Genomic DNA, 21,668 nt, shown 5'->3' with positions numbered 1-21,668 from the left:
AGGTGGCATATGAGTAAATACAATGCGAAGAAAATTGAGTACAAAGGACATGTATTTGATAGCAAAGTAGAGTGTGAATATTACCAACATTTAGAAAGTAAGATGAATGGCGTTAACTATGATCGTATCGAAATACAACCAAGATACGAGCTTGTACCTAAGTTTGGTAAGCAACGTAAGGCAGAATATATTGCGGATTTTGCATTATATCTTAATGATGAGTTGGTCGAAGTGATAGATGTTAAAGGCAGACCTACTGAAACGGCAAAACTTAAAGCTAAGATGTTCAGGTACCTATACAGAGATGTAAAACTCACATGGATATGTAAAGCACCCAAATACACTGGACTTGATTGGATTGAATACGACGAATTAGTGAAAGTTAGACGTCAACGCAAGAAAGAGAAAGGTTGATGAGATGGAACATCAAGTAAGAATTAATTTTAAAATCACGGGACATGTAAACACGTTCATACCAGTAGGCAAACATGAAACGTTAGAAGATAGATTGCAAGAAAAAATTAACGAGTTAAGAGAGTATCCAAACGATATTTTAGAACTAGATATAACAATAGATGATGCAGAGGTGGAGTAGATGGTTAAACGGACATTAGAAACAATAGATGGCGTTGAATATGCATTGGTCGAAGTTAAAGGAAAGAAAGTCAAAGTGCCTAACGAAGATATAAAAATTGCAGAAAAACACGGAGTTTCATACAGAATCATTCAGAGGAGACTATATAGAGGGTGGAGCGTTAAAGACGCAGTGTTACCTAAAATATTGTATACAAATTCCAAAGCAGAAGTTGAAGATGGCGTACTTTACAGAATTATCAAAGCAGGTGATAAAACCTATCGTATAAGCGATGAAGATTTAAAGAAAGCGGAGGACAATGGTGTTAGTAAAGATAGTTTAGTAAGTCGTTTAAGAAATGGTAACTACACACTAGAACAAGCTTTGACATATCCAAAAGGAAAAAGAACTATAGCAAAAAAATATGACATTGATGGTCGAAGAATGACTATGGAAGAAATAGCAAAAAAAGGCTTTATATCTCTAGCAACAGTTAAATATAGAATCAAGCACGGTTATAAAGGGTTAGAAATTTTAAAAGGTAAGGAGAAAACAAATTGATTGAACAAATACCGAAGTTTAATAAAGGCGATGGTTTAAGTGCAAAACAGTTGTATGAGTTACAACAAGCAGAAATGAGACATGAAAGAGAATTGAAACGAAAGCGTCGAGAAGAAAGAATAGCACGTGCTAAACGATCATTAGAGATGTTGGAGAAAAACAGAGTTGATAGTAATTATTTCAGAAATTTAGAGAAAAACAATCTAATTACCAGAGTTAAAACCGACTCATACGGTAGAGTGCAAAGGGGATAAGCGAATGGAATTACATGAATTAAATACAGGCGATGATATTTGGTTCAAATATCCAAACGCGACCAACTCGTTCCCTGCAGTGGTGGAAGAACTCCATTACAACTTTAAAGGCAAACCATACCTAAAAGTACGAGTAGGTAGTGAATTAGTAGTGATTGATGAAAAATACGACATAGTAAAGGTGTGATGACAATGACAACTAGCACATACGACCTATCCGACACAATCAACCAACGCTACAAATACAACACTAAAGGCAAGACACCTACACAGATTAACCGAGAATTACGTGAAAAAGGTGTGCGGGGCTTTGTGATTAAAGTAGGTTGCAATAAAGTCGTGATGAAAGTATTAGAAGAACATAAACGCAGTAACAGGGAGTGTATGAGATGAATATCAAAAACCAACTATACACATTTAAAGCAACATGTACCAATGTTGTTGACGGTGACACGATAGATATAGATTTAGATTTAGGGTTTGAAACTTTTGCTAAAAGGCGTGTCAGGTTACTCAATGTTGATACGCCAGAGAGAGGACAAGAAAATTATAGTAAAGCTACTAACTTTACTAAGCAATGTGTAGAGAATAAGAAGATATATGTTCAGACGTATAAAGATGACGCTTTCGGCAGATATTTAGCCAATGTCTTTTATGATACAGGTAATGAGATACGTTCGTTGAATGATGATCTGCACATTAACCAATTAATCAAACCTAATTCGAAATGGAATGAAAGCAATGAAAAATAAAAAAGCATTCCTTAACCAGTATTTCGGTACCAAGCGTTACTTGTACCAAGATGATGTGAAAGTAGCACACATGCATATTGTAAATGGTGTGTATTACCTACACGGTCATCACAAGACGAAGTGGTCGGGTATTAAGTTGACGTTTAACAGTGAGCAAGAGTTTATGAATTACATTCAGCAATACGAGTTGAGTTTAGAAGAAGATAAGCAACTAACATTATTTTAGGAGGTTGAGTAATGAAAATAGAGGAATTTCAACGACTTGGTAAAAATGTAAAGGTTATTATTAGAAAGTTTACAGAAAATCCCGGAAAATTTGCAAGTGTAGTATTACAAATGTACTGGGATATTGAAAAAGAACGCGATTCATACAAACAACAACGTGACGAACTCATTAACGATATAGCTCAGTTGCGTGAGCGTAATGTAGAGTTCGAAGAAAAATTAGATAAAGAAATTAAGTTGAGTTATGAAATAGAAAAGAATTTATATGAGACATCTAAAGAGCGTGATGAGTTAATTAAAAGCAATGCAAGCGTAATAAAATACAACGCAGAGTTAGAGAAGAAAGCGAATGCGTTTGATGAGATAGTAAAAGGTTTAGCTAGTATCTCAAAAGAGATAGTGGAGTATCCTGGCGATAATGACAAACAAAAAGAGGTTATCTACAAAAGATATGATGATTTATTTGAACTTATGAAATTATTGGAGGTAAACCATGAAAGATAAAGATTATAAACGTGCATGGCTAGAGTTGAAAGAAGAAATGCTTTCTCAATATCCAGTAATACTCCATATGATAAAAATGGCTGATGGTAAAGAAGATGAAAGTTCATTATTTCAATTAGGAGAACATCTTAAACGCATGGACCAACTAGACGGAACGCATGAGTTTCAAAATTTATTAAGTGATTTGGAGCGTGAAGAGTGATGACGATTGAGACTAAGAGAATCTATAAAATATCAAAAGAACAATTTCACGGTGTATTTCAATTATCGAAAGACGAACCCTCTCTGGTGGCAGTTATTGAATACGATAACAAATTAATAAAGGTGGAATTATATCAAGTTGAATTTATCGAGGAGGAATAAAATGACTAACCGTGAACAAATAGAACAAGGGATTATTGGTGCAAGAGTGTACACAGGCAATGAGACGGTGGAATTGTTGAATGAGTTGGATAGTGTGTATAAGAAAGCGAATGCGTTTGATGAAGTAAAAATAACATAAAAGAAGAGCTAGATAGTTACAGTGTTCTTTATAAAGAGACTCAAGACCCTAGATATAGTTTATTGAGTGGTGTTTATGAAAATATATTTAATTATATTGAAGAATTGGAGCGTGAAGAGTGATGAAAATTTATGAATCATTAAAGAAGTTAGAAGAAAAAGGTTACAGAGTTGATGAAGATAAAGCTATTTTTAATTTAGAAGATGGTGCTCTAGAAATCTACATTGACCATGACAATGATGAAAAAACAATAAAAACAGAATTACATGATATGAAAGTATTTGTGTCAGAAGAATTAAAAGATAGAAGTGTAGAGAGTGTTATGTGTGAATTGGCTGGTATTGATGAGGAGGAACAAAATGACTAATCAATTAACAGTAGATCAATTAGTAAATGCAGTAGAACAATGGAGTATCGATAAAGGACTAAACAATGGCAATAGCTTTACACAATACGCTAAAAGCTCCGAGGAGATGGGTGAGGTTGCTGCTGCACTATGCAGAGACAACACAGACGCTCTCAGAGACGGTATAGGAGACGTTGTTGTTACTTTAGTGATATTGGCCCAACAAAATAATATGACGTTACAGGAGTGTTTAGAACAAGCTTATGGAGAGATTAAAGACAGAACAGGAGTTATGTCAAAAGACGGGAGCTTCATCAAATCAGAAGACATCGAAGGATAAAGATATTCTGACTAAAATTCGGGAGGTGCTGGGGAAGTGAGTGACATAATTGTTTTACTGATAATCGGAATAGGGTTAGTCGCATTAGATTACTTTGTTGATAAGTATCTTTTTGGTAATGATGAACACGCTACTGTATACAAAATCGGACTTTTTATTATTTTAATATTGCTTGTAGGATTTTCTGTCGAGAAAGATATATTAGCAGTTTTAATAGCATTGCTATTCTTAATGATAATTAACAAATTTAAAATAATAGTGAAATTTATATAGGTAAGGAGTGAGTGGGGAATGACACAGTATTTAATCACCACATTCACAGATTCAACAGGACGCAAACACAATCACGTCACTAAGGCGAGAGAAAATCAATCGTTTAAAGTGGTTGAGGCAGAGAGTAAGGAAGAGGCAATGAAGATATTTAAAGACAAAAAACGTAGAGAAGAATTCATTCGGGACTAAGGGATTTAAAACTAGTAACTAGCAGAACGAGATTAGATGTTTTTAATGAGGAGGCAGACAATGATTAAACACATTTCAAAACTAATATTCACACTAGCAATGTATGAGTTAGGTAAGTACGTGACAGAACAATTATTAATTAAATATACATCTAACGATGATATAGAAGCGCCACAGGATTTTACGCAAGATGATCATATCCATTTAAACGCGGAGGTATCTGACTAATGTGGATAATCATATCAATACTATTAGGTGTTGTTTGTCTCATCTCTCTAGGTGTACAACACGAACAACGGAAAGAATTAGAAGAATATAATTATGCTAATGCTTACATGAACGATTACATTGTTAGATATATAGATGAGAAACGTAAGTAGTGGAGGTAGTTTTATGACATTTGGTGATAACCTTAAAAGAATTAGAAAGAAAATGAAGCTTACTCAACAAGAGATGGGAGATAAAATGGGGATAAGCCAATCGTACTTGTCAGACATGGAGAATAGTAGGAAGTGCCCAAGTGTGAATACAGCGTTATTAACTGCAAAGAGATTGAATATATCGGTAAAGGAATTAGTTAACGATGATATAGATATGACTAATTGTAATAAGTAATGGAGGTAGTAGATGTATACACGTGACGAAGTAAGAAACATGATAGACAATTATAAGTGGATGCGTAATATTATTGAAGCACAGGTATATGATGCAGACAGTACATCTACTGCACAATATGGTATAGAAGCAGTAATGCCTAAAGCTAAAGGTGGAACAGGTGATAAAGTATTAGTTAAAGTGTTAGATAGGAATAGAGAGTATCGACGTAATGTTAAGCTACTTAATAAACTACAGTTCATAGATAAGTATGAGGAGTATGTAACTAATGAGATGAACTATCACATACTTCAATTAATTAAGATAGGCATCAAGCACAAGACTATCATGGAGCTCATGGAGATAAAGAGTAAGTCAACATTCTATGGATGTGTGAATGAAATAGTTAATGTATACATGGATGCACAACAAGGTCACTATGATTAATCGAACCAATCGAACACATCGAACCATTCGAACCATGTGTGCATTAGTGATATCAATAACATTATACTAGAGGCATACGATACGAATACATGAGGCACATCACATAGTGGTGTGTCTTTCTTTGTTATATAAGAGGTTTAACTATGGAAGATTACAATGAATACAAAGAACGTAAACGATTCTACAATAGTAAATCTTGGGAAGATGTTAGACAACAAGTGTTGAAACGTGCTCACTATGAATGTGAATGGTGCAGTAAAGAAGGTAAAGTGACGACTGATAATTTAGAAGTGGACCACATTGAAGAATTACAGGATAGACCAGATTTAAAATTAGAGCCTGATAATCTGCGTGTACTCTGTAAAGCTTGTCATAATAAAAGACATCAAAGGTTTCAATATGGTGGAAATCAATTCAAACCAAAAGAAATTAAATGGAAAGATGAACGTTGGTAAAATCATACGCCCCCGGTAAAATCATTTCCCAATTATTTCCCGATAGGGAGAACGGCGTGAGGGCTCGATTTCGCAAGTTTTCATAATTATTTCATATGTAACCCTAACCCCCGCCCAATAAAGTAGAAAGGAGTGAAGTCAATGCAATTAACTGCAAAACAACGCAAAGAGCGTGAAAAGTTAGTCGATAAAGAAGAAAAAAGGCTCCATGCCATCTTCAAAGATATCCCACAAGAAAAACAGAATGTAGTTCAAGGACTTATCATTCAAGCAGCACGTATGCGAGTGATGTTGAACTATATGTGGGAAGATATTCAAGAGAATGGCGAATACGACATGTTCCAACAATCTCAAAATGTACCTGCCTATGAGCGTGAACGACCAATTGCTCGTTTGTACAATACACGTGACCAATCTTATCAACGTGTGATGAAACAATTAACCGATTTATTACCGAAAGACGCCAAACCGATTGAAACCGACGAACCAGTAGATGATTATGTATGATTCGTAACAAATATGTAGATGAATACATTCAACAATGGCGTGACGGTAAAATTATTTTAAATCAAGAACGTATTGATCTGATTAACTATTTAGAAAATCATGTTTTAGTGAAAGATAATATCTACTTTGATGATGAAAAGATAGATAAGTGTATCAGATTCATTGATAAATGGTACTTTCCAGTACAACCCTTTCAGAAATTCATCATTGCTTTTTTGTTCTTGATGGATGAAGAGTTAGATACTCCATATTTCACAGAATTTGCTTTATTCATGGGGCGTGGTGCAGGTAAAAATGGTTTCATAAGCGCAATTAGTGATTTCTTCACTACACCAATACATGGTATTAAGAAATATGACATTTCAATTGTTGCAAACAGTGAGGACCAAGCGAAAACATCATTTAATGAAATATATAATACTTTGCTTGAACATAAACGAAATAAAGTAGCAGAAAGACCTAAAGCACCTTATGAAGTAAGTAAAACTGAAATTAAAAATAGGTCTACGCAATCGATAATCAAATATAATACTTCAAATACGAAAACTAAAGATGGTGGACGTGAAGGTTGTGTCATCTTTGATGAGATAGCTATATATGAAACGGCTGATATGGTTAACGTTAAGCGTGGTGGATTAGGTAAAGTACCTCATGATAGAACATTCTATATCTCAACTGATGGTTTTGTCCGTGAAGGTTTTATGGATGGTATGAAAGATAGGATCTTAGAAGTCTTAGCAGGTAATAATTCAGAAGATAGAATATTCCCGTTTTATTGTAAACTCGACGACCCTAAAGAAGTTGATGATGAAACAATGTGGGAGAAAGCTAATCCTATGTTGCATCCGCCATTAACCAGTTATGCCAAAAACTTAAAGCGTAAAATTAAAGAAGAATATAACGTGTTACACATCAATCGTTCAAACAAACCGGAATTTATGACAAAACGAATGAACTTACCAGAAGTTGATGAAGAAAAAGTTGTTGCGCCGTGGGAAGAAATCAAAGCTACGAATAAACCTTTACCTAATCTCGAAAATAAAGCCTGCATTGGAGGTCTTGACTATGCATTAGTTAGAGACTTTGCTAGTGTGGGCTTATTGTTTAGAGAAAATGATGAGTATTATTGGTTAACACATTCATTTATCAGACGTGAATTTTTAGAAACCACTCATTTAGAGCCTCCAATTGAACAATGGGCAGATGATGGCTTGTTAACAATTGTAGATGATGATGTGATTGATATTTCATATATCGTTAATTGGTTTATGCAACAACAAAGTAAATACAATTTAACTAAAGTGATATCAGATAATTTCAGAACCGATATTGTTAGACGACCATTTGAAGAGGCAGGTATACCATTAGAAGTGATCAAGAACCCAACTGCTATACATGGTTTGCTTGCACCTAGAATTGACACCATGTTTGCTAAGAAACAAATTACCTTTGGGGACAATCCATTGATGAGATGGTTCACCAACAATGTGGCAGTCAAAATGCAGCCAGATGGTAGTAAGAAATACATCAAAAAAGATGAAGTTAGACGTAAAACTGATGGTTTCCATGCCATGTTACACGCGCTTTATCGTGCAGATGAGATATTAGAGTATGATCAACCGTTTATTATGGCAGATATTAGCTTTTAGGAGGTGAGATTTTGAGTATATTCGATAGAATTATGGGAAGAAACGAAGCAATCGAGTTTAGTTACGACTTTGAATTGTTACATGAAACTTCTCACAAAGCTTACATAAAAAGGTGGGCATTAGATACGTGTATAAATCATATAGCTAGAACAATTAGTCAAACTAAATTTGAAATTATCGATAGTGAAAGTAAAGATACATCTTCAACAACCCACTATAAATTGAATGTTAGGCCAAATACCGATGAAAGTGCTGCAACATTTTGGCAAAAGGTAATACGAAAGTTGATTTATGATAATGAAGTGTTAATTGTTGTTACTGATTCAAAGGATTTAGTTATTGCAGATGATTTTGTGAGAGAAGAATACGCACTCTATGACGACATATTTGACCACATCATTGTAGGAGAGTTCGAGTTTGAACGTTCATTTAGAATGAGTGAAGTGATATACCTTGAATACAACAATGAAGCAATTACAAACATGTTATATGGCTTGTTTAATGATTATGGAGATATCTTTGGTCGCATGATTAAGTCTAATTTAATGAACAACCAGATAAGAGCTACCTTAGGTATGGAGGCTAATACACCATTAACCAACGCAAGTAACGATGATATGCAGAGATTTATTAATAATGCATATAAAGCCTTTGAAAGTAATGACATAGCTATTGTTCCAGTTCAAAAAGGTTATAAATATGAAGAACATTCAAACGGTAATGGTACGAAAACATCATCACAAATTGATGATATGGCTAAAGTACCTAATCAGTTATTAAATTATGTAGCTAGAAACCTTGGAATTCCAGTTGGATTGATTAATGGGGATACGGCAGACATAGAAGCTATGACTGATAACTATATGAAGTTCTGTATTAAACCTATTATTGAAAAAATTACTGATGAATTGAACGCTAAATTGTTTAGTGAGCGTGGATATAAAGAAGGAAAACGAATCAAAGCGATAAGTATAGATCAAAAAGGACCACTTGAAGTGAGTGAAGCAGTAGACAAACTCATTGCAAGTGGTTCTTTCAATAGAGATGAAATTAGAGTGCTTACAGGCTTTGAACCTATCGGAAGTGAAGAAATGCAGAAATTTATTATCACTAAAAATTATCAAACCGTTGATGAGGAAACTACAGGTAATGAAGGAGGTGATATAAATGGCGAATAATGAAATTGACATCTATGGCTTTATAGACAGTCAAACAATCGAAGGCATGACGATTAGCCCCCAGACTGTAAGAGAACAATTAAAAGCAATGGGTGATGTTGATGAAGTCGTTGTAAACATTAATAGTAACGGTGGAGATGTTTTCAGTGGTGTAACGATTTATAACATGTTAAGGCGTTTTGATGCTCATATTACTGTCAATGTTGACGGACTTGCTGCAAGTATTGCCTCTGTGATTGCAATGGCAGGTGACACGATTAATATGCCGGGTAACGCCATGTTAATGGTACATAATGCTTGGACAATTGGTGAAGGTGATGCTAGAAGTTTTAAAAAGCAAGCCGAAGATTTAGAAAGAATTAACAGTGTTGTGTTTAACAGTTATGTCGATAAGAACCCTGACATCGACCATGCGCTTCTTCAAGATTATATGGATGAAGAAACATGGCTAACAGCTAAAGAGGCTAAAAAACTAGGTTTAATCGACAATATTACTGAAAATTCAAGAGTTGCAGCTGCAACCACATCAACAATCTTGGGAGGTGACAAATTCATGACTAGATATCGTAACGAAGATCCACAACAACCGGGACAACAAAAAGAATCAAGCGAAATTACTGTCGAAGATGTAATGGATAAACTTGAAGAAATTTTAGCAGAAGTTAAAAAAGGTAATAACAAAGGTTCGGAAGAAACTGAAAAACAAACGGAAAGTAAACCTGCAGAAAACAGTTTTGCACGTTTATTCAATATGAATATTAAATAATAAAGGAGAATTTAATTATGGCAATTGACTTAGAAAATCGAGAAGAGTTTCAAAACTCTCAACAATTATTAAAAGAGTTTTCGAATATGAGTTCTAAAGCTTCTGATGAAGAAGTGAAAGAAAAATACACAGAATATATGAATGCTTATTCTGAAGAATTAGCAAACGCTATTCGTAAAGACATGAAACAAGAACAAGGTGACAACGCAGTATTAAATGCGCGTAATGTTAACCGTTTAACTAACGAAGAAAAGAAATTCTACAACGCATTAGTTTCAGAAGACCATGTAAACACTGATACTAACTGGAAAGATGGAGAATTATTACCTGAAACAGTGATTGACCGAATTTTTGAAGATATCGAAACTGAACACCCATTATTGAAACATATCACAATTCAACGTACTGGATTACGTGCACGTGTGATTCGTTCAGTACCAGAAGGTCAAGTTGTTTGGGGTCCAGTGTTCTCAGAAATTAAAGGTCAATTAGAGGCTTCATTCTTTGAACAAGACGTTACTTTAGGTAAAGCAACTGCATTTGTTGTAGTACCAAAAGATTTAAAAGATGCAGGTGTGCAATGGGTTGATCGTTATGTACGTGCACAAATCAAAGAAGCTTTCGCAGTAGCAATTGAAAAAACTGCTATTCAAGGTTTAGGTGCTGCTAAAAACCAACCAGTAGGATTAATGAATGAAATTAATCGTACAAACGGTGCGGTATCAGAAAAAACTTCTGCAGGAACATTAACATTAGCTGATGCAGAAACATCAATTAAAGAAATTGGTAACATTATCAAAAACTTATCAATTAAAGAATACTATGATAAAGACGGTAATGTTAAACGTTCTAAAGGTGCTAGCGTATTAAATAACGTTGTTATTGCGTTAAACCCTGCAGACTATATCTACACTGGTATTGCATTCATGCAATTACACAATGGCCAATTTGTAAGTCCGGTTCCATTTAACGTGACGTTCGAGCAGTCTGAATTTGTACCTCAAGGTAAAGCAGTAGCATTCGATAAAACACGTTATAACTTCTATGCAGGTAGCGAAGTCATCGTACGTGAGTTTGACCAAACACTAGCATTAGAAGATATGGACTTATATACTGCAAAGCAGTTCTTATATGCTGAACCGGATGATAACAAAACTTCATTCGTATATGATGTTGATTTCAGTTCATTCGGTGCGCCTACATCAACTGGCGCTGCAGCAACTGAGCCGACAGCATAGGAGGTGTATATAATGGCCAATTATAAAGTGTTAAAAAACTACAACGATAAGCAATTAGAAAAGTCTCTTAAAGCAGGAGACAAGGTAGAAATGACAGTGAAACGTGCAGATGAAGTTGAAAAAACTTTGTCTGCAAATGGTTTTAAAGGACCTTTCTTAGAACGAGTTAGAGAATCGAAGTGATTTAAATGATTACTGATACGCATGTGGAAGAATTCAAAAATCGTAATAGAATTTTTTATGATATCGAAGATGATCGTATTAAAAACGATTTAGGGATGTCTTATGAAGATATCAAAGCAAAATGTGGGGACTTCGATATGCAACAATCCTCATTAGGTCGTGAATTAGTTTATGAACGTACAAGATATGTATTCAACGATAAACTAGAGGAATTCCATAATAATTTTTTATCTAGTATTGTTCAATTTCAAATCGTGAACATGGAGGTGTCAGATGATGGCACTACAACGTAATGAATTTGTGACTGGTGGCGACATGAGAACGCCAGTTGCATTTTATAAAGCAACACCGACAGACGACTTTTTTCCTGGTGAAACTGTGGAAGAGGTCGTTTTTAAGTGTTTTGCTAATGTTTATCAACCATCACAGAAAGATTTGGATATGACGAACAATCAAGCTAGTTTAACTATGGTTACGTATCACCCTATTAATATAGAAATTACTGATGATATGTATTTTGAAATTCAACTACCGCAATATAGGAATAAAAAATACAATATTCAACAAGTCTTTGATGATACAGATAACCATAGGAACATTAAGATTATTGGGAAGATTTCAGAATGAGCGTAGACGTTAAAGGTGTTCACCAAATGCTTAGGCAGATTGGCGAAAAGTACGGAGAAACCCAAATGCTCAAAGCTCAAGATAAAGCATTGAACAAAGGCTCTAAATACTTTGTAGGTGTGTTGAAAGCGAATTTTGAAGTGTTCCGTGATACAGGTGCAAGTATTCATGAAGTTTCAGTTACTGACCCTTATTATGTTCACGGGAAAACAAGAATGGTTAAAGTTCACTGGCATGGTTCAATGAATCGATATGCGATTATACATTTAAACGAATGGGGAACAATTAAAAACCCAAACCCAAGAGGTAAAGGTGCAATTGCTAGAACAATGTTTATGACTGAACGACCATTCAGAGAAATTATAAAGCAATCATTGGAAGGAGACTTGTAAATGTTTGATATGTTGAAAACTTTAAAAAAATATCTATTGAACAACGAAACAATTGCTCAACATTGTACAGGTCGAATTCGAGCTTACACATATGATGAGACGGCAGATAGGTCGAATCATTATATATTGATTGACCCTCTTGTCTCCCCACAACCTGAAACCTACGCAAGTGATATTAATTTAACAACCGAATATCTATATCAAATTGATGTTCGTGGTCCTAATTATGATGTGGTTAAACTTCTACAAGAAGAGATCCGTCAAACCTTATGGTCAATAGGATTTAAACAAGTGGATGGAACTGATGAATATGACACAGATTTAAAACTGTATATGGATGCACGACGCTACCGTGGAAATCCTTATACGATAGATGGTTTAAGACATATAGATAAAAATATTTAATTGATTAGCCTTTCGTGAGAAACGAAGGGCTATTTTAATGCAAAAATTTAAGGAGGATATTTAAATGGGTAGATATAATGCCGCTACAGGTTTAGGAAAAATGTACTATGCAGTATTACAAGAAGAAAGTGATGGAACAGTTAAAACATCAGGTATTAAAGAAGTTGATTATGTTCAAGAGCTTTCTATTGAATTTGGTGAAGAATTAGAAAAAGCTTATGGTTCTAACAAGGTTGCTGAGATTGCAAAATCAGCAGGTGAAACACAATTATCTTTAACTTTCCATAAACTGCCAATTGATGTTCAAAAAGACTTATTAGGATTAATTGAACACGAAACAAATAAAACAGTTTATGGCTTTGGTAAATCAACTGGTATTACTTATACAGCCGTAGCTATCCCACGTACAATGGAAGATGGCTCTCAAGAGTGGTTTGGATTATCAAAAGGTGTATTCACACGTCCAAACAAAGAAGGACAAACTAAAGAAGATGGTGTTGAATTCGGTTCAGATGAAATCGAAGGTAAATTCATGGAACGTAAAGTTGATGGATTCGATGAAGAGTTAGCAGTGGTTATGGCTTACGATGACCAAGGTAAAACTGAAGGTCGTGACACGATTTTCAATTCAATTTTCGGTAAAACGTTTGATACAGTTCAAACAACAGCTGAACCTTTAACTACATCAACATCTTCTGATGGTACTGCAAGTGAACCTACTACAGATGCAGAAGCAACTGAACCAACAGCATAATTGATTTATAGACGACTTCGGTCGTCTATTTTTGTATACAAAAATAAAAACTAATTATTCGGTCTAACAGAAAACCCGATGAAAAGGAGAATATAAATTATGGCAGTTAAGAAATTTATTGAATTATACGATGAAAATGGAGAAGTAAAAAAATATCATGCACCTGCTTTTATTAAAGGTAGTGTTGCACGTAAAGGTTTCAATTTAGGTAAAGAATTCCAAAAATTAGAACAAGATGGCGGCGAATTTGACGATAACTTACTAGACAAATTATATAGCTTTATTGCAAATGACTTATATGACGGTCAATTCACCGCAGAAGAGTTTGAAGATGGGATTGATGCACGTGAAGTTATCACGGTTGCAATGGAACAATTAGGCGGTATCTTAGGTGACGAGGGAAAGACAATGAAATAGATGACTCTCGTTTAAAGCCCGAAGATTTCACTTATGAAAAACAATCAGAATATCTTGATACGCTTTATAAAGAGTTGATGGAAAATGGTTGGAAAATGCCTGAGATTGACAACACAGATATTTATCAGTTACTTCGCATTATGAATAATAAGAAGAAATCTAAAACGAAGAAAGTTGGTAAGAACGAGAGCCTAATTGGAGCTATAACAGGTAAAGACCCTAGAGCTTCAAGCTAGGCTCTCTTTTTTTATTTCTAAAGAAAGGAGAGTGAGTTGAATGGCAGATGAAATTAAAGGTTTTACGATTGATTTAGGCCTAGATACATCAGATATTGATCGCGGTATGGCAAATTTAAAGCGTAAGTTACAAACTACTGATGCAGAAATGAAAAAGAACCTTTCAAGTTTCGATAAAGCCGAAAAATCAGTAGAAAAATACGAAACTGAAATTGAAGGTCTCAACAAAACACTTACTCAACAAGGTAGAGCGAGTGAACAAGCACAGAAGAAGTTAGATCAGTTAAGACGTGCACAAGAAACCATGTCAGATAAGCTTGAAGAATCGGCACGTAACGCTCAAAAAGCTAAAAAAAGTTATGAGACTTTAGCTAATTCATATGATAAGTTGAACAATGAGTTGAAAGAGCATAAAGCGAACGTAAAATCTGCACAAGAAACACAAAAACAAATGCAGAATACAGTGACAGCATTGAGTGCTAAGATGAAGAATGCTAAAAGCTCTGTCGATAGTTTGCAATCTGAATTCAATGAATTAAGTAAATCTGGTAAAGCAAGTAAACAAGAGCTAACGGCATTAGGTAATCAGTTAACTAAAGCTAAAACGCAATATGCGAGTCTTTCAAAATCTGTAGATAGTGCTAAACGCGATTTAAATGAGTCTAAAATAGCAACGGCTAACGCTAAGAATGAATTACAAAATTTTAGTAAAGCAAATCAACAAGCGATGGCAAGTGCAAAATCTGCAATGGATACGGCTAAGAAAGAAGCGAACGCAGCAGAACAATCTTACGCCAGTTTAAATCGTGAAGTTGGTCAACTACCTGCGAAATTAGACAGAGCCGAAAAAGAAGTTTATCAACAAGCAATGGCTTACAATGTTCTACAAAATAGAATAGATGAAACAACATCTGAACTGAAAGAATTCCAAAGAGAACAAACGAAGTTCTTTGGCATGGGACCTGCATTAACAGCTATGGCTCAACATTGGGAAGAAGTCAACGCTAAAATAAATAAGATAGGTAATAGCTTTAGAAACGTTGGATATGTTGTGAATGGTATTGGCTTTGGTGGTTTAATATCAAATATTAGTACCATCATTCCAATAGCGGGAAGTGCTGTAAGTGCGTTGTCTGGTATTGGTGGCGCTGCAACTGCTGCTGCAGGTGGTGCTATTGGGCTTGGTGGTGCTTATGGTGTAGCACTAGGTGCAGTAACTGCATTTAGTGGCCAAGCTACAACTGCGTTGAAGATGCTTGAAGATGGTGAATTGAGAGCAACTGCAGAAGTAAGAAACTATCAATCAGTCTTAAGTAGATTGCAAAATCAATGGAAAGGTTTAGTGCAAGCTAATCAAGCAGATATCTTTAATACTATGGCTAATGGTATTAATATCGCTAAGATTGCGTTAACAAGACTTACACCATTCATTTCAAAAACGACAAGTCAAATAGCACAAGCATCTGCTAGAATGCGTGATTGGGTTAACTCATCTAATAATGCAAACAATGCATTCAAACTCATTAATAATATAGGTCCGCCGATATTCCAAAACTTATTAAATGCAGCAATGAAAGTGGGAGACGGGATCACCCACATGTTTACACAGTTTGGACCATTATTTACATGGACAGGTAAAGGTATTGAAAGTCTAGCTAATAAATTTAATGCTTGGGCAAATAGCACAAGTACAGATAAAGGTATAGCTCAATTCATTCAATACACTAAAACGAACTTGCCAATTGTTGGTCAAATTTTTGGTAATGTGTTTAGTGGTATTATCAGTTTATTTAGTGCTTTTAGTGGTCATTCACATAATGTGCTAGTAGGCATGCAAGGTGTGACACAATCATTTAAAGATTGGGCGGCGAACTTAAAAAACACAGAAGGTTTTAAAAACTTCTTAAAATACTTAGAGTCGAATGGTCCAGTTGTTTGGCAATTACTTAAAAATATTGGATCTATTATTGTAGGATTGATTAAAGGTATGGCACCAGTTGGCGCAGTAATGTTAAGAATAACTACTGCATTGACAGGGTTTATCGCTAAAGGTGCTACGGCTAACAATACAATGGGACTAATGACAGGTGTCTTAACAGCCGTCGGTGGTGCATTAGCTGCAATTCTACCAATGTGGGGAGTATATAGAACAGTAGTTGGTGGCGCCTCGTTGGTAACAGGTGCATATAATGCTATAGTAAATGTAACGAAAACTTCGATGGCTATTTGGACAGGTGTTACACGAGCTCTTGCATTAGCACAAATATTAAATGCTAGAAACACTTCATTAGCAACCATAATGACAGGTAAATATTCTATTGCTACAAAAATGGCAGCGTTAACTACTCGAGGTTTGGGTCTAGCTATTAGGTTTATGACAGGTCCAGTCGGTATAGTTATTACTGCTATTAGCGCTTTAGTCGCGGGTATTATATATCTATGGAAAAATAATGAAACTTTCCGTAATTTCGTTATCTCTGCTTGGAATGCCATAAAAAATACTGCTATATCTGTGTTTGGATTCCTTAAACCTTACATCATCGGTGTTTGGAATGGAATTAAAACGGCATCAATGATTATATGGGGATTAATGAAAACATCAGCCACATTAGCATGGAATGCTATTAAAATGGCCGTACTACATCCAATTCAATCATTAAAACTAGTTATCACTGCAGTATGGAATGCCATTAAAATGGGCGCAATTCTCGCATGGACTGGTATCAAGACTGCGGTTATGTTAATAATTCAAGGTTGGCTTACTGCCGTTAAAATTTATTTCGGCATATGGAAGACAGTCATTACTGCAGTGTGGAATGGTATTAAATATGTATCAATTGCTATTTGGAATGCCATAAAAAATGGTGTAATGGCGATTATTAGAGTTTGGTTCACTATGATGAAAGCGTCCTTTGCCATGTGGAAAGCCGTGATAACTGCGGTGTGGAATGCAATTAAAATTGTTTCAATAGCAATATGGAACTCTATTAAGAACAGTGTATTAGCTATCATTCGTACTTTCATTGCTGGAGCAAAAGCCATAATTGGCGGTTTAAAGGCATTTGTTACAAGCGCTTGGAATGTCATTAAAAGCGTCTCTATACGTGTATGGAATGCTATAAAAAATAGTGTGATTGGAGCAATTCGAGCACTTTCAAATGGCGTTCGTAAAATCATTGGCGCTTTAAGAAGTTGGATTATAGCAGCGTGGAATTACATAAAGAATAAAGTCGTTGCATTAGCAAAAGCATTAGGTGCAGGAGTAAAAAGAGCTTTCACAAGTTTATCAGGTGTAGTTAAAAAGATATTTACTGGTATTCGAAACTTTACAGTCAAAGTATGGACTTATATTAAGAATAAGGTTATTGCTTTAGCTAAAGGCCTTTATAATGGTGTAAAACGTGCGTTTACAGGTACATGGAACTTTGTGAAACGTGTATTTAATAATATTAAAAATTTCTCTGTTAAAGTATGGAGTTATATTAAAAACAAAGTGATTAGTTTTGCTAAAAGTTTATATAACGGAGTTAAACGCAACTTTACATCAACATGGAATATCACTAAAGCAATCTTTGGTAAACTACGTGGCTGGCTTACTAAGACTTGGAAAAATATCAAAAATTCTGTAGTAAGCCACGCAAAAGGTTTATGGAGTGGTGTTAAAGGAACTTGGAGTAGATTAAAAAGTGGTACAAGTAGCACATTTAGTAGAGTGAAAAGTGATACGATTTCTAAATGGAAAGGTATAAAAAATTCTGTTACTGGTCTTGCAAAAAGTTTATGGAGCAGTGTTAGAAATACATTTAGAAATATGGCCAGTGGATTAAAAACATTGATTGGTAGGATCAAAGGTCATATCGGTGGTATGGTCAGTGGAGTTAAAGGCGGATTAAACAAATTAATCAGTGGTGTTAACTGGGTAGCAGGTAAATTAGGCATGGATAAACTGCCTAAAATAAAATTGTCTACAGGTACTGAATCAACTCATACTCAAAACTATGTAACAAATGGCAAGTTGAACCGTAGTACACTAGCCACTGTGGGAGATAAAGGTAAAGGTAATGGTCCAGGTGGATTTAGACATGAAACTGTTATTCCACCGAAAGGTAAACCTTTCATCACTCCTGCTAAAGATACAACAATGCCGTTACAAAAAGGAACGCGTATCTTGAATGGTGCTCAAACTCACGCAATGTTGAATCGTCCACAATTCAATGATGGGACAATACCTAAATTTAGTATTGGTTCTATGTTAGGAAATGCTTTATCGTTCGGTAAAAAGCCTAAAAAAGCGAAACCTGAAAAGCATAATGATATTGCGCATACAGCCAAAGATAAATTGAGCGATGCTTGGGGTGCAACTAAAAAAGGTGTTTCCAATGCAGTAGAAACAGGTGCAGGTTGGGCTAAGTCTGCAGGAAAAGCCGTATCTAAAGCAGTTGGGGATGTTATGGAATGGATAGAGAAGCCTGGAAAACTACTTGACATTGTGTTCAGTAAGTTTGGCGTCAATCTAGATGCATTCGGTATTAGTAAAGCAGCAGAATTGCCGTACAATATGATGAAAGGCGTCTTTGGTAAGATGAAAAAAGCTGCTAAAGACTTAATTGGTGGTTGGTTAGAAGACGCGGGTGGTTCAGGTGACGGAAGTTATATTAAATATTTAAATAACATTACCACCCCGTACAGTCCTAATGGTCCACCTCCAGGTTATGCGTTTAGTTGGCCACATCCAGGTATTGATTTACCATACATTTATGAAAAAATACAGTCTACTTTAAGTGGTAAAGCTTATAACAAAGAAATGCCTGGTGGATTTGGTCATTATGTAGTTGTAAAATCTGGAGCTTTAGAAGCTTTTTACGGTCACTTAAGCAAACGCTATAAAAAGAATGGTGAAAGTGTTAAACCAGGTGACGTTTTAGGTGTTTCTGGTAACTCTGGCGCTTCTACAGGACCACATTTACACTATGAAATGCATAAAAATGGTAAACCGATAAATCCAGTAACTTGGCTCAAGAAAAACATGGGCGGCGGTAAATCAGGAGGCTCACGCGCTGCAAGTAAATGGCGCCCAGAAATTATTAAAGCTTTAAGAGCTAATGGATTACCGACAAGTAGCAATTATGTTAATGCTTGGATTAGACAAGTTCAATCAGAGTCTGGTGGTAATGCAGGAGCTAGACAACAAGTTCAAGACGTTAATAGTGGTCCGAATGCTGCAAGAGGATTATTACAAGTTATACCTACAACATTTGCAGCAAATAAATTGCCAGGTCATGGTAACATCATGAATGGTTTAGATAACGCTATGGCTGCAATCAATTATGCCAAAAAACGATATGGTAAATCAGGCATGTTACAAGTTATCGGTCATGGTCACGGTTACGCTACAGGAGGCTTAATCAAAAATGCAGGTTGGTATAACATCGCAGAAGGTGGATACCCTGAATGGGTAATACCAACTGATCCAAACCGTCGCACAGACGCTATGAAATTACTTGCACTTGCTGCTAAAGACATTCAAGGTTCTAAATCAAAAGGTAATAAACGACCAAGTGCATTTAGTAGTAAGAATGTATCAACTAATAACAACGATACTGAATTATTACTCAAAATGATTGAGGGACAACAACAACAGATTTCACTATTGATGCAACTTGCACGTAGCAATCAAGACATTGCAGACAAAGATTTTGAACCTGTCATTGATCAGTTTGCGAACGAACAACAAATTTTTAAAGGTATAGATAAATACGAAAGACAGAAATCAAGAAAAGCAAATTTTAAACCAGTGGGAGGTTAGATAATGCTTGATACAATAAAAGTAAATGATAAAACACTTCCATGGTTGATTGTTGAAAGAGGGTTTGAAATACCCTCTTTTAATTTTGCTATTGAAAGTGAAGAAATAGCTGGGAGACCAGGAAGCATTGTAAAAAGTAGAAATTTAAAAGAATATCGTTTTGAATTACCTCTTATCATACGTAACGATTATTTATCACATGGCGGTATGAAAAAGTTAAACGATGTGTTAAATGAAGTCGTACGATTTTTCAATTATGATGAACCAGTTAAGTTACAGTTCACATCTCAAGATTGGTATTGGAGTGCATATATAGAAGGACCCATCGAATTAGACAAAGACCGTATTGGTTTTTGGTCATTCAAGGTTAACGTTGTTTTAGCAGACCCTTACAAATACGCTGTTGAAGGTACCAAAAACACTGCCATTTCAGACCAAGTCAGTGCAGTTAGTACAGGAACCGCAGATAGTCCAGTAATTATTCAAGCAACAGCATTACAAAATGCAAGCTATTATATGATTACTAAGAACGATGAAGATTACTTCATGATTGGCGACGATGACTTGGATAAACCAGTTGAAGATTACACTCCAATTCTTTGGAATAATGAAATGCGTGCTTTTACAGGTTGGGGAAAACAATCAGGAAGCACTATCAATGATAATTACACAGGCGGTACCAATGGTGGTAGTTTTGAAATGAGTTCATCTAATGATGCATTTAAATTAAAACAAGATAGCATCACATCAACAACTGGTTGGAATGGCGCAGAATATAAACATAGTTTTGGTAAATCAGCACAAGATTTTGTTTCCACTTGTAAAATTCATGTGAATCAAAAAAATAAAGGCTCTACACATTGTGCTCAATACTTATATGATACAGACAATCGCCTAATTGCAAGTATCGGTTATAGAAATGCTAGAGCAAGCCAAGCAATTGGAAGTATTGTAATTACACTATTTGATCAGTTAGGTCAACAAAAGAAAATATATGAATATACAAATTTGCCTATGTTTTATAAATGGGAAGATATTGTTTTATATATGCGTTTAGAACGTGTAGGTACTACATTTAAAATCAAAACTTGGAAGTATAAAGAGCTCGATTATCCTAAACGTGTGATTCCAGTCGATGTAAACGAAAAACAATGGGAAGATAGTGGTAAATTTTATCAACGTCCTATCGCAGCAGTAAGTGTTTATATTGCAAAGAATGGTAGTTATAATCACATGCCTACGTACGTTTTAGGTAGTTATACTCATGAGAAGTTACCTAAACCACCTAAAGCACGTGACATGATAATCAAAAAAGGTGATGTGATTAACATTAATACACAAGATAAAACTGTGACGATTAATGAAGATCCGTCACTTGATTTAAAAACGTTTGGTAGCGATTTCTTTAATATCAATAGCGGTTATAACGAATGTATCATCTATCCAGAAAAGACTTTTGATACTACCGTTTATTGGCAAGATAGATATTTATAA

The 21,668-nt window shown here is 35.2% G+C and carries 34 protein-coding genes; all 34 read left to right on the top strand.

What is annotated here, in order from left to right; genetic code table 11:
* Positions 1-9 precede the first annotated feature (9 nt).
* The 34 genes from EL082_RS08060 (at position 10) to EL082_RS07895 (ending at position 21,668) form a co-directional block, all read left to right on the top strand.
* Positions 10-414 carry a DUF1064 domain-containing protein gene (locus tag EL082_RS08060; RefSeq protein ID WP_049416335.1) on the top strand — a complete coding sequence of 135 codons (405 nt, stop codon included), beginning with the start codon at positions 10-12 and terminating at the stop codon, positions 412-414.
* 4 nt (positions 415-418) lie between these two features.
* Positions 419-595, top strand: coding sequence for a hypothetical protein (locus tag EL082_RS11930; protein WP_158259974.1), 177 nt, complete (start codon positions 419-421; stop codon positions 593-595).
* Positions 596-1,135, top strand: coding sequence for a hypothetical protein (locus EL082_RS08055; RefSeq protein ID WP_049416332.1), 540 nt, complete (start codon positions 596-598; stop codon positions 1,133-1,135).
* Complete coding sequence (locus EL082_RS08050) at positions 1,132-1,389, top strand: hypothetical protein (RefSeq protein WP_015365149.1); 258 nt, start codon at positions 1,132-1,134, stop codon at positions 1,387-1,389. Before EL082_RS08055 ends, EL082_RS08050 begins: the two co-directional genes overlap by 4 nt.
* A gap of 4 nt (positions 1,390-1,393) precedes the next feature.
* Positions 1,394-1,576, top strand: a complete 183-nt coding sequence (locus EL082_RS08045) for a hypothetical protein (protein ID WP_049416331.1) — start codon at positions 1,394-1,396, stop codon at positions 1,574-1,576.
* 5 nt (positions 1,577-1,581) lie between these two features.
* A complete protein-coding gene (locus tag EL082_RS12055; RefSeq protein WP_049416328.1) occupies positions 1,582-1,782 on the top strand; it encodes a hypothetical protein in 201 nt (66 codons plus the stop codon).
* On the top strand, positions 1,779-2,141 hold the full coding sequence (locus tag EL082_RS08035) for a thermonuclease family protein (RefSeq protein ID WP_002452322.1): 363 nt from the start codon (positions 1,779-1,781) through the stop codon (positions 2,139-2,141). Before EL082_RS12055 ends, EL082_RS08035 begins: the two co-directional genes overlap by 4 nt.
* A complete protein-coding gene (locus EL082_RS08030) occupies positions 2,122-2,367 on the top strand; it encodes an SAV1978 family virulence-associated passenger protein (protein ID WP_404774761.1) in 246 nt (81 codons plus the stop codon). The genes EL082_RS08035 and EL082_RS08030 overlap by 20 nt, the downstream gene beginning before the upstream one ends.
* Positions 2,368-2,378: 11 nt before the next feature.
* Positions 2,379-2,870, top strand: a complete 492-nt coding sequence (locus EL082_RS12050) for a hypothetical protein (RefSeq protein ID WP_232012181.1) — start codon at positions 2,379-2,381, stop codon at positions 2,868-2,870.
* The gene (locus tag EL082_RS08015; RefSeq protein WP_049416323.1) at positions 2,860-3,072 is read left to right on the top strand and encodes a hypothetical protein; all 213 of its coding nucleotides are present in this window, start codon (positions 2,860-2,862) and stop codon (positions 3,070-3,072) included. The genes EL082_RS12050 and EL082_RS08015 overlap by 11 nt, the downstream gene beginning before the upstream one ends.
* A gap of 162 nt (positions 3,073-3,234) precedes the next feature.
* Entirely contained in the window at positions 3,235-3,372 is a 138-nt protein-coding gene (locus EL082_RS08010) for a DUF1024 family protein (protein WP_080983267.1), read from the top strand.
* 121 nt (positions 3,373-3,493) lie between these two features.
* Positions 3,494-3,739: a hypothetical protein gene (locus tag EL082_RS08005; RefSeq protein WP_049416319.1), complete on the top strand. Its 246-nt coding sequence runs from the start codon at positions 3,494-3,496 to the stop codon at positions 3,737-3,739.
* Positions 3,732-4,058 (top strand): MazG-like family protein, encoded by a 327-nt coding sequence (locus tag EL082_RS08000; protein ID WP_049416317.1) that lies wholly within the window; start codon positions 3,732-3,734, stop codon positions 4,056-4,058. Before EL082_RS08005 ends, EL082_RS08000 begins: the two co-directional genes overlap by 8 nt.
* Positions 4,059-4,349: 291 nt before the next feature.
* Positions 4,350-4,520 carry a DUF1381 domain-containing protein gene (locus EL082_RS07990; protein WP_126474889.1) on the top strand — a complete coding sequence of 57 codons (171 nt, stop codon included), beginning with the start codon at positions 4,350-4,352 and terminating at the stop codon, positions 4,518-4,520.
* Between the two features lie 60 nt (positions 4,521-4,580).
* On the top strand, positions 4,581-4,748 hold the full coding sequence (gene rinB / locus EL082_RS07985; RefSeq protein WP_049416310.1) for a transcriptional activator RinB: 168 nt from the start codon (positions 4,581-4,583) through the stop codon (positions 4,746-4,748).
* The gene (locus EL082_RS07980) at positions 4,748-4,900 is read left to right on the top strand and encodes a DUF1514 family protein (protein ID WP_126474888.1); all 153 of its coding nucleotides are present in this window, start codon (positions 4,748-4,750) and stop codon (positions 4,898-4,900) included. Before rinB ends, EL082_RS07980 begins: the two co-directional genes overlap by 1 nt.
* A 13-nt stretch (positions 4,901-4,913) precedes the next feature.
* Positions 4,914-5,135: a helix-turn-helix domain-containing protein gene (locus EL082_RS07975; RefSeq protein WP_049416307.1), complete on the top strand. Its 222-nt coding sequence runs from the start codon at positions 4,914-4,916 to the stop codon at positions 5,133-5,135.
* Between the two features lie 12 nt (positions 5,136-5,147).
* Positions 5,148-5,561, top strand: a complete 414-nt coding sequence (locus EL082_RS07970; RefSeq protein ID WP_002452328.1) for a hypothetical protein — start codon at positions 5,148-5,150, stop codon at positions 5,559-5,561.
* A gap of 143 nt (positions 5,562-5,704) precedes the next feature.
* The gene (locus tag EL082_RS07965; RefSeq protein WP_049416302.1) at positions 5,705-6,016 is read left to right on the top strand and encodes an HNH endonuclease; all 312 of its coding nucleotides are present in this window, start codon (positions 5,705-5,707) and stop codon (positions 6,014-6,016) included.
* Positions 6,017-6,157: 141 nt separating this feature from the next.
* Positions 6,158-6,523, top strand: a complete 366-nt coding sequence (locus tag EL082_RS07960) for a hypothetical protein (protein ID WP_049416300.1) — start codon at positions 6,158-6,160, stop codon at positions 6,521-6,523.
* Positions 6,520-8,172 carry a terminase TerL endonuclease subunit gene (locus EL082_RS07955; RefSeq protein WP_103286272.1) on the top strand — a complete coding sequence of 551 codons (1,653 nt, stop codon included), beginning with the start codon at positions 6,520-6,522 and terminating at the stop codon, positions 8,170-8,172. The genes EL082_RS07960 and EL082_RS07955 overlap by 4 nt, the downstream gene beginning before the upstream one ends.
* An 11-nt stretch (positions 8,173-8,183) precedes the next feature.
* Positions 8,184-9,350 (top strand): phage portal protein, encoded by a 1,167-nt coding sequence (locus EL082_RS07950; protein ID WP_049416295.1) that lies wholly within the window; start codon positions 8,184-8,186, stop codon positions 9,348-9,350.
* On the top strand, positions 9,340-10,116 hold the full coding sequence (locus tag EL082_RS07945) for a head maturation protease, ClpP-related (protein ID WP_049416292.1): 777 nt from the start codon (positions 9,340-9,342) through the stop codon (positions 10,114-10,116). Before EL082_RS07950 ends, EL082_RS07945 begins: the two co-directional genes overlap by 11 nt.
* 17 nt (positions 10,117-10,133) lie before the next feature.
* Positions 10,134-11,354: a phage major capsid protein gene (locus EL082_RS07940; protein ID WP_049416288.1), complete on the top strand. Its 1,221-nt coding sequence runs from the start codon at positions 10,134-10,136 to the stop codon at positions 11,352-11,354.
* A gap of 12 nt (positions 11,355-11,366) precedes the next feature.
* Positions 11,367-11,537, top strand: coding sequence for a hypothetical protein (locus EL082_RS11925; RefSeq protein WP_002452335.1), 171 nt, complete (start codon positions 11,367-11,369; stop codon positions 11,535-11,537).
* Between the two features lie 5 nt (positions 11,538-11,542).
* Positions 11,543-11,830, top strand: a complete 288-nt coding sequence (locus EL082_RS07935; RefSeq protein ID WP_049416285.1) for a hypothetical protein — start codon at positions 11,543-11,545, stop codon at positions 11,828-11,830.
* Positions 11,811-12,164: a phage head-tail adapter protein gene (locus EL082_RS07930; protein ID WP_228065464.1), complete on the top strand. Its 354-nt coding sequence runs from the start codon at positions 11,811-11,813 to the stop codon at positions 12,162-12,164. Before EL082_RS07935 ends, EL082_RS07930 begins: the two co-directional genes overlap by 20 nt.
* The gene (locus EL082_RS07925) at positions 12,161-12,556 is read left to right on the top strand and encodes a hypothetical protein (protein ID WP_049416280.1); all 396 of its coding nucleotides are present in this window, start codon (positions 12,161-12,163) and stop codon (positions 12,554-12,556) included. The genes EL082_RS07930 and EL082_RS07925 overlap by 4 nt, the downstream gene beginning before the upstream one ends.
* Positions 12,557-12,961 (top strand): hypothetical protein, encoded by a 405-nt coding sequence (locus EL082_RS07920; RefSeq protein WP_049416277.1) that lies wholly within the window; start codon positions 12,557-12,559, stop codon positions 12,959-12,961.
* A 64-nt stretch (positions 12,962-13,025) separates the two neighbouring features.
* The gene (locus tag EL082_RS07915; RefSeq protein ID WP_103286273.1) at positions 13,026-13,715 is read left to right on the top strand and encodes a major tail protein; all 690 of its coding nucleotides are present in this window, start codon (positions 13,026-13,028) and stop codon (positions 13,713-13,715) included.
* A gap of 99 nt (positions 13,716-13,814) precedes the next feature.
* Entirely contained in the window at positions 13,815-14,132 is a 318-nt protein-coding gene (gene gpG / locus EL082_RS07910; RefSeq protein ID WP_049416269.1) for a phage tail assembly chaperone G, read from the top strand.
* The gene (locus EL082_RS07905; protein WP_201454198.1) at positions 14,129-14,368 is read left to right on the top strand and encodes a UPF0158 family protein; all 240 of its coding nucleotides are present in this window, start codon (positions 14,129-14,131) and stop codon (positions 14,366-14,368) included. The genes gpG and EL082_RS07905 overlap by 4 nt, the downstream gene beginning before the upstream one ends.
* Before the next feature lie 40 nt (positions 14,369-14,408).
* Positions 14,409-20,174 (top strand): peptidoglycan DD-metalloendopeptidase family protein, encoded by a 5,766-nt coding sequence (locus tag EL082_RS07900; RefSeq protein WP_049416265.1) that lies wholly within the window; start codon positions 14,409-14,411, stop codon positions 20,172-20,174.
* A gap of 3 nt (positions 20,175-20,177) precedes the next feature.
* Positions 20,178-21,668, top strand: a complete 1,491-nt coding sequence (locus EL082_RS07895; protein ID WP_103286274.1) for a phage distal tail protein — start codon at positions 20,178-20,180, stop codon at positions 21,666-21,668.

Source organism: Staphylococcus warneri (assembly GCF_900636385.1).
Taxonomy (GTDB): Bacteria; Bacillota; Bacilli; order Staphylococcales; family Staphylococcaceae; genus Staphylococcus; species Staphylococcus warneri.
This window is presented reverse-complemented; position numbering and strand designations above follow the sequence as displayed.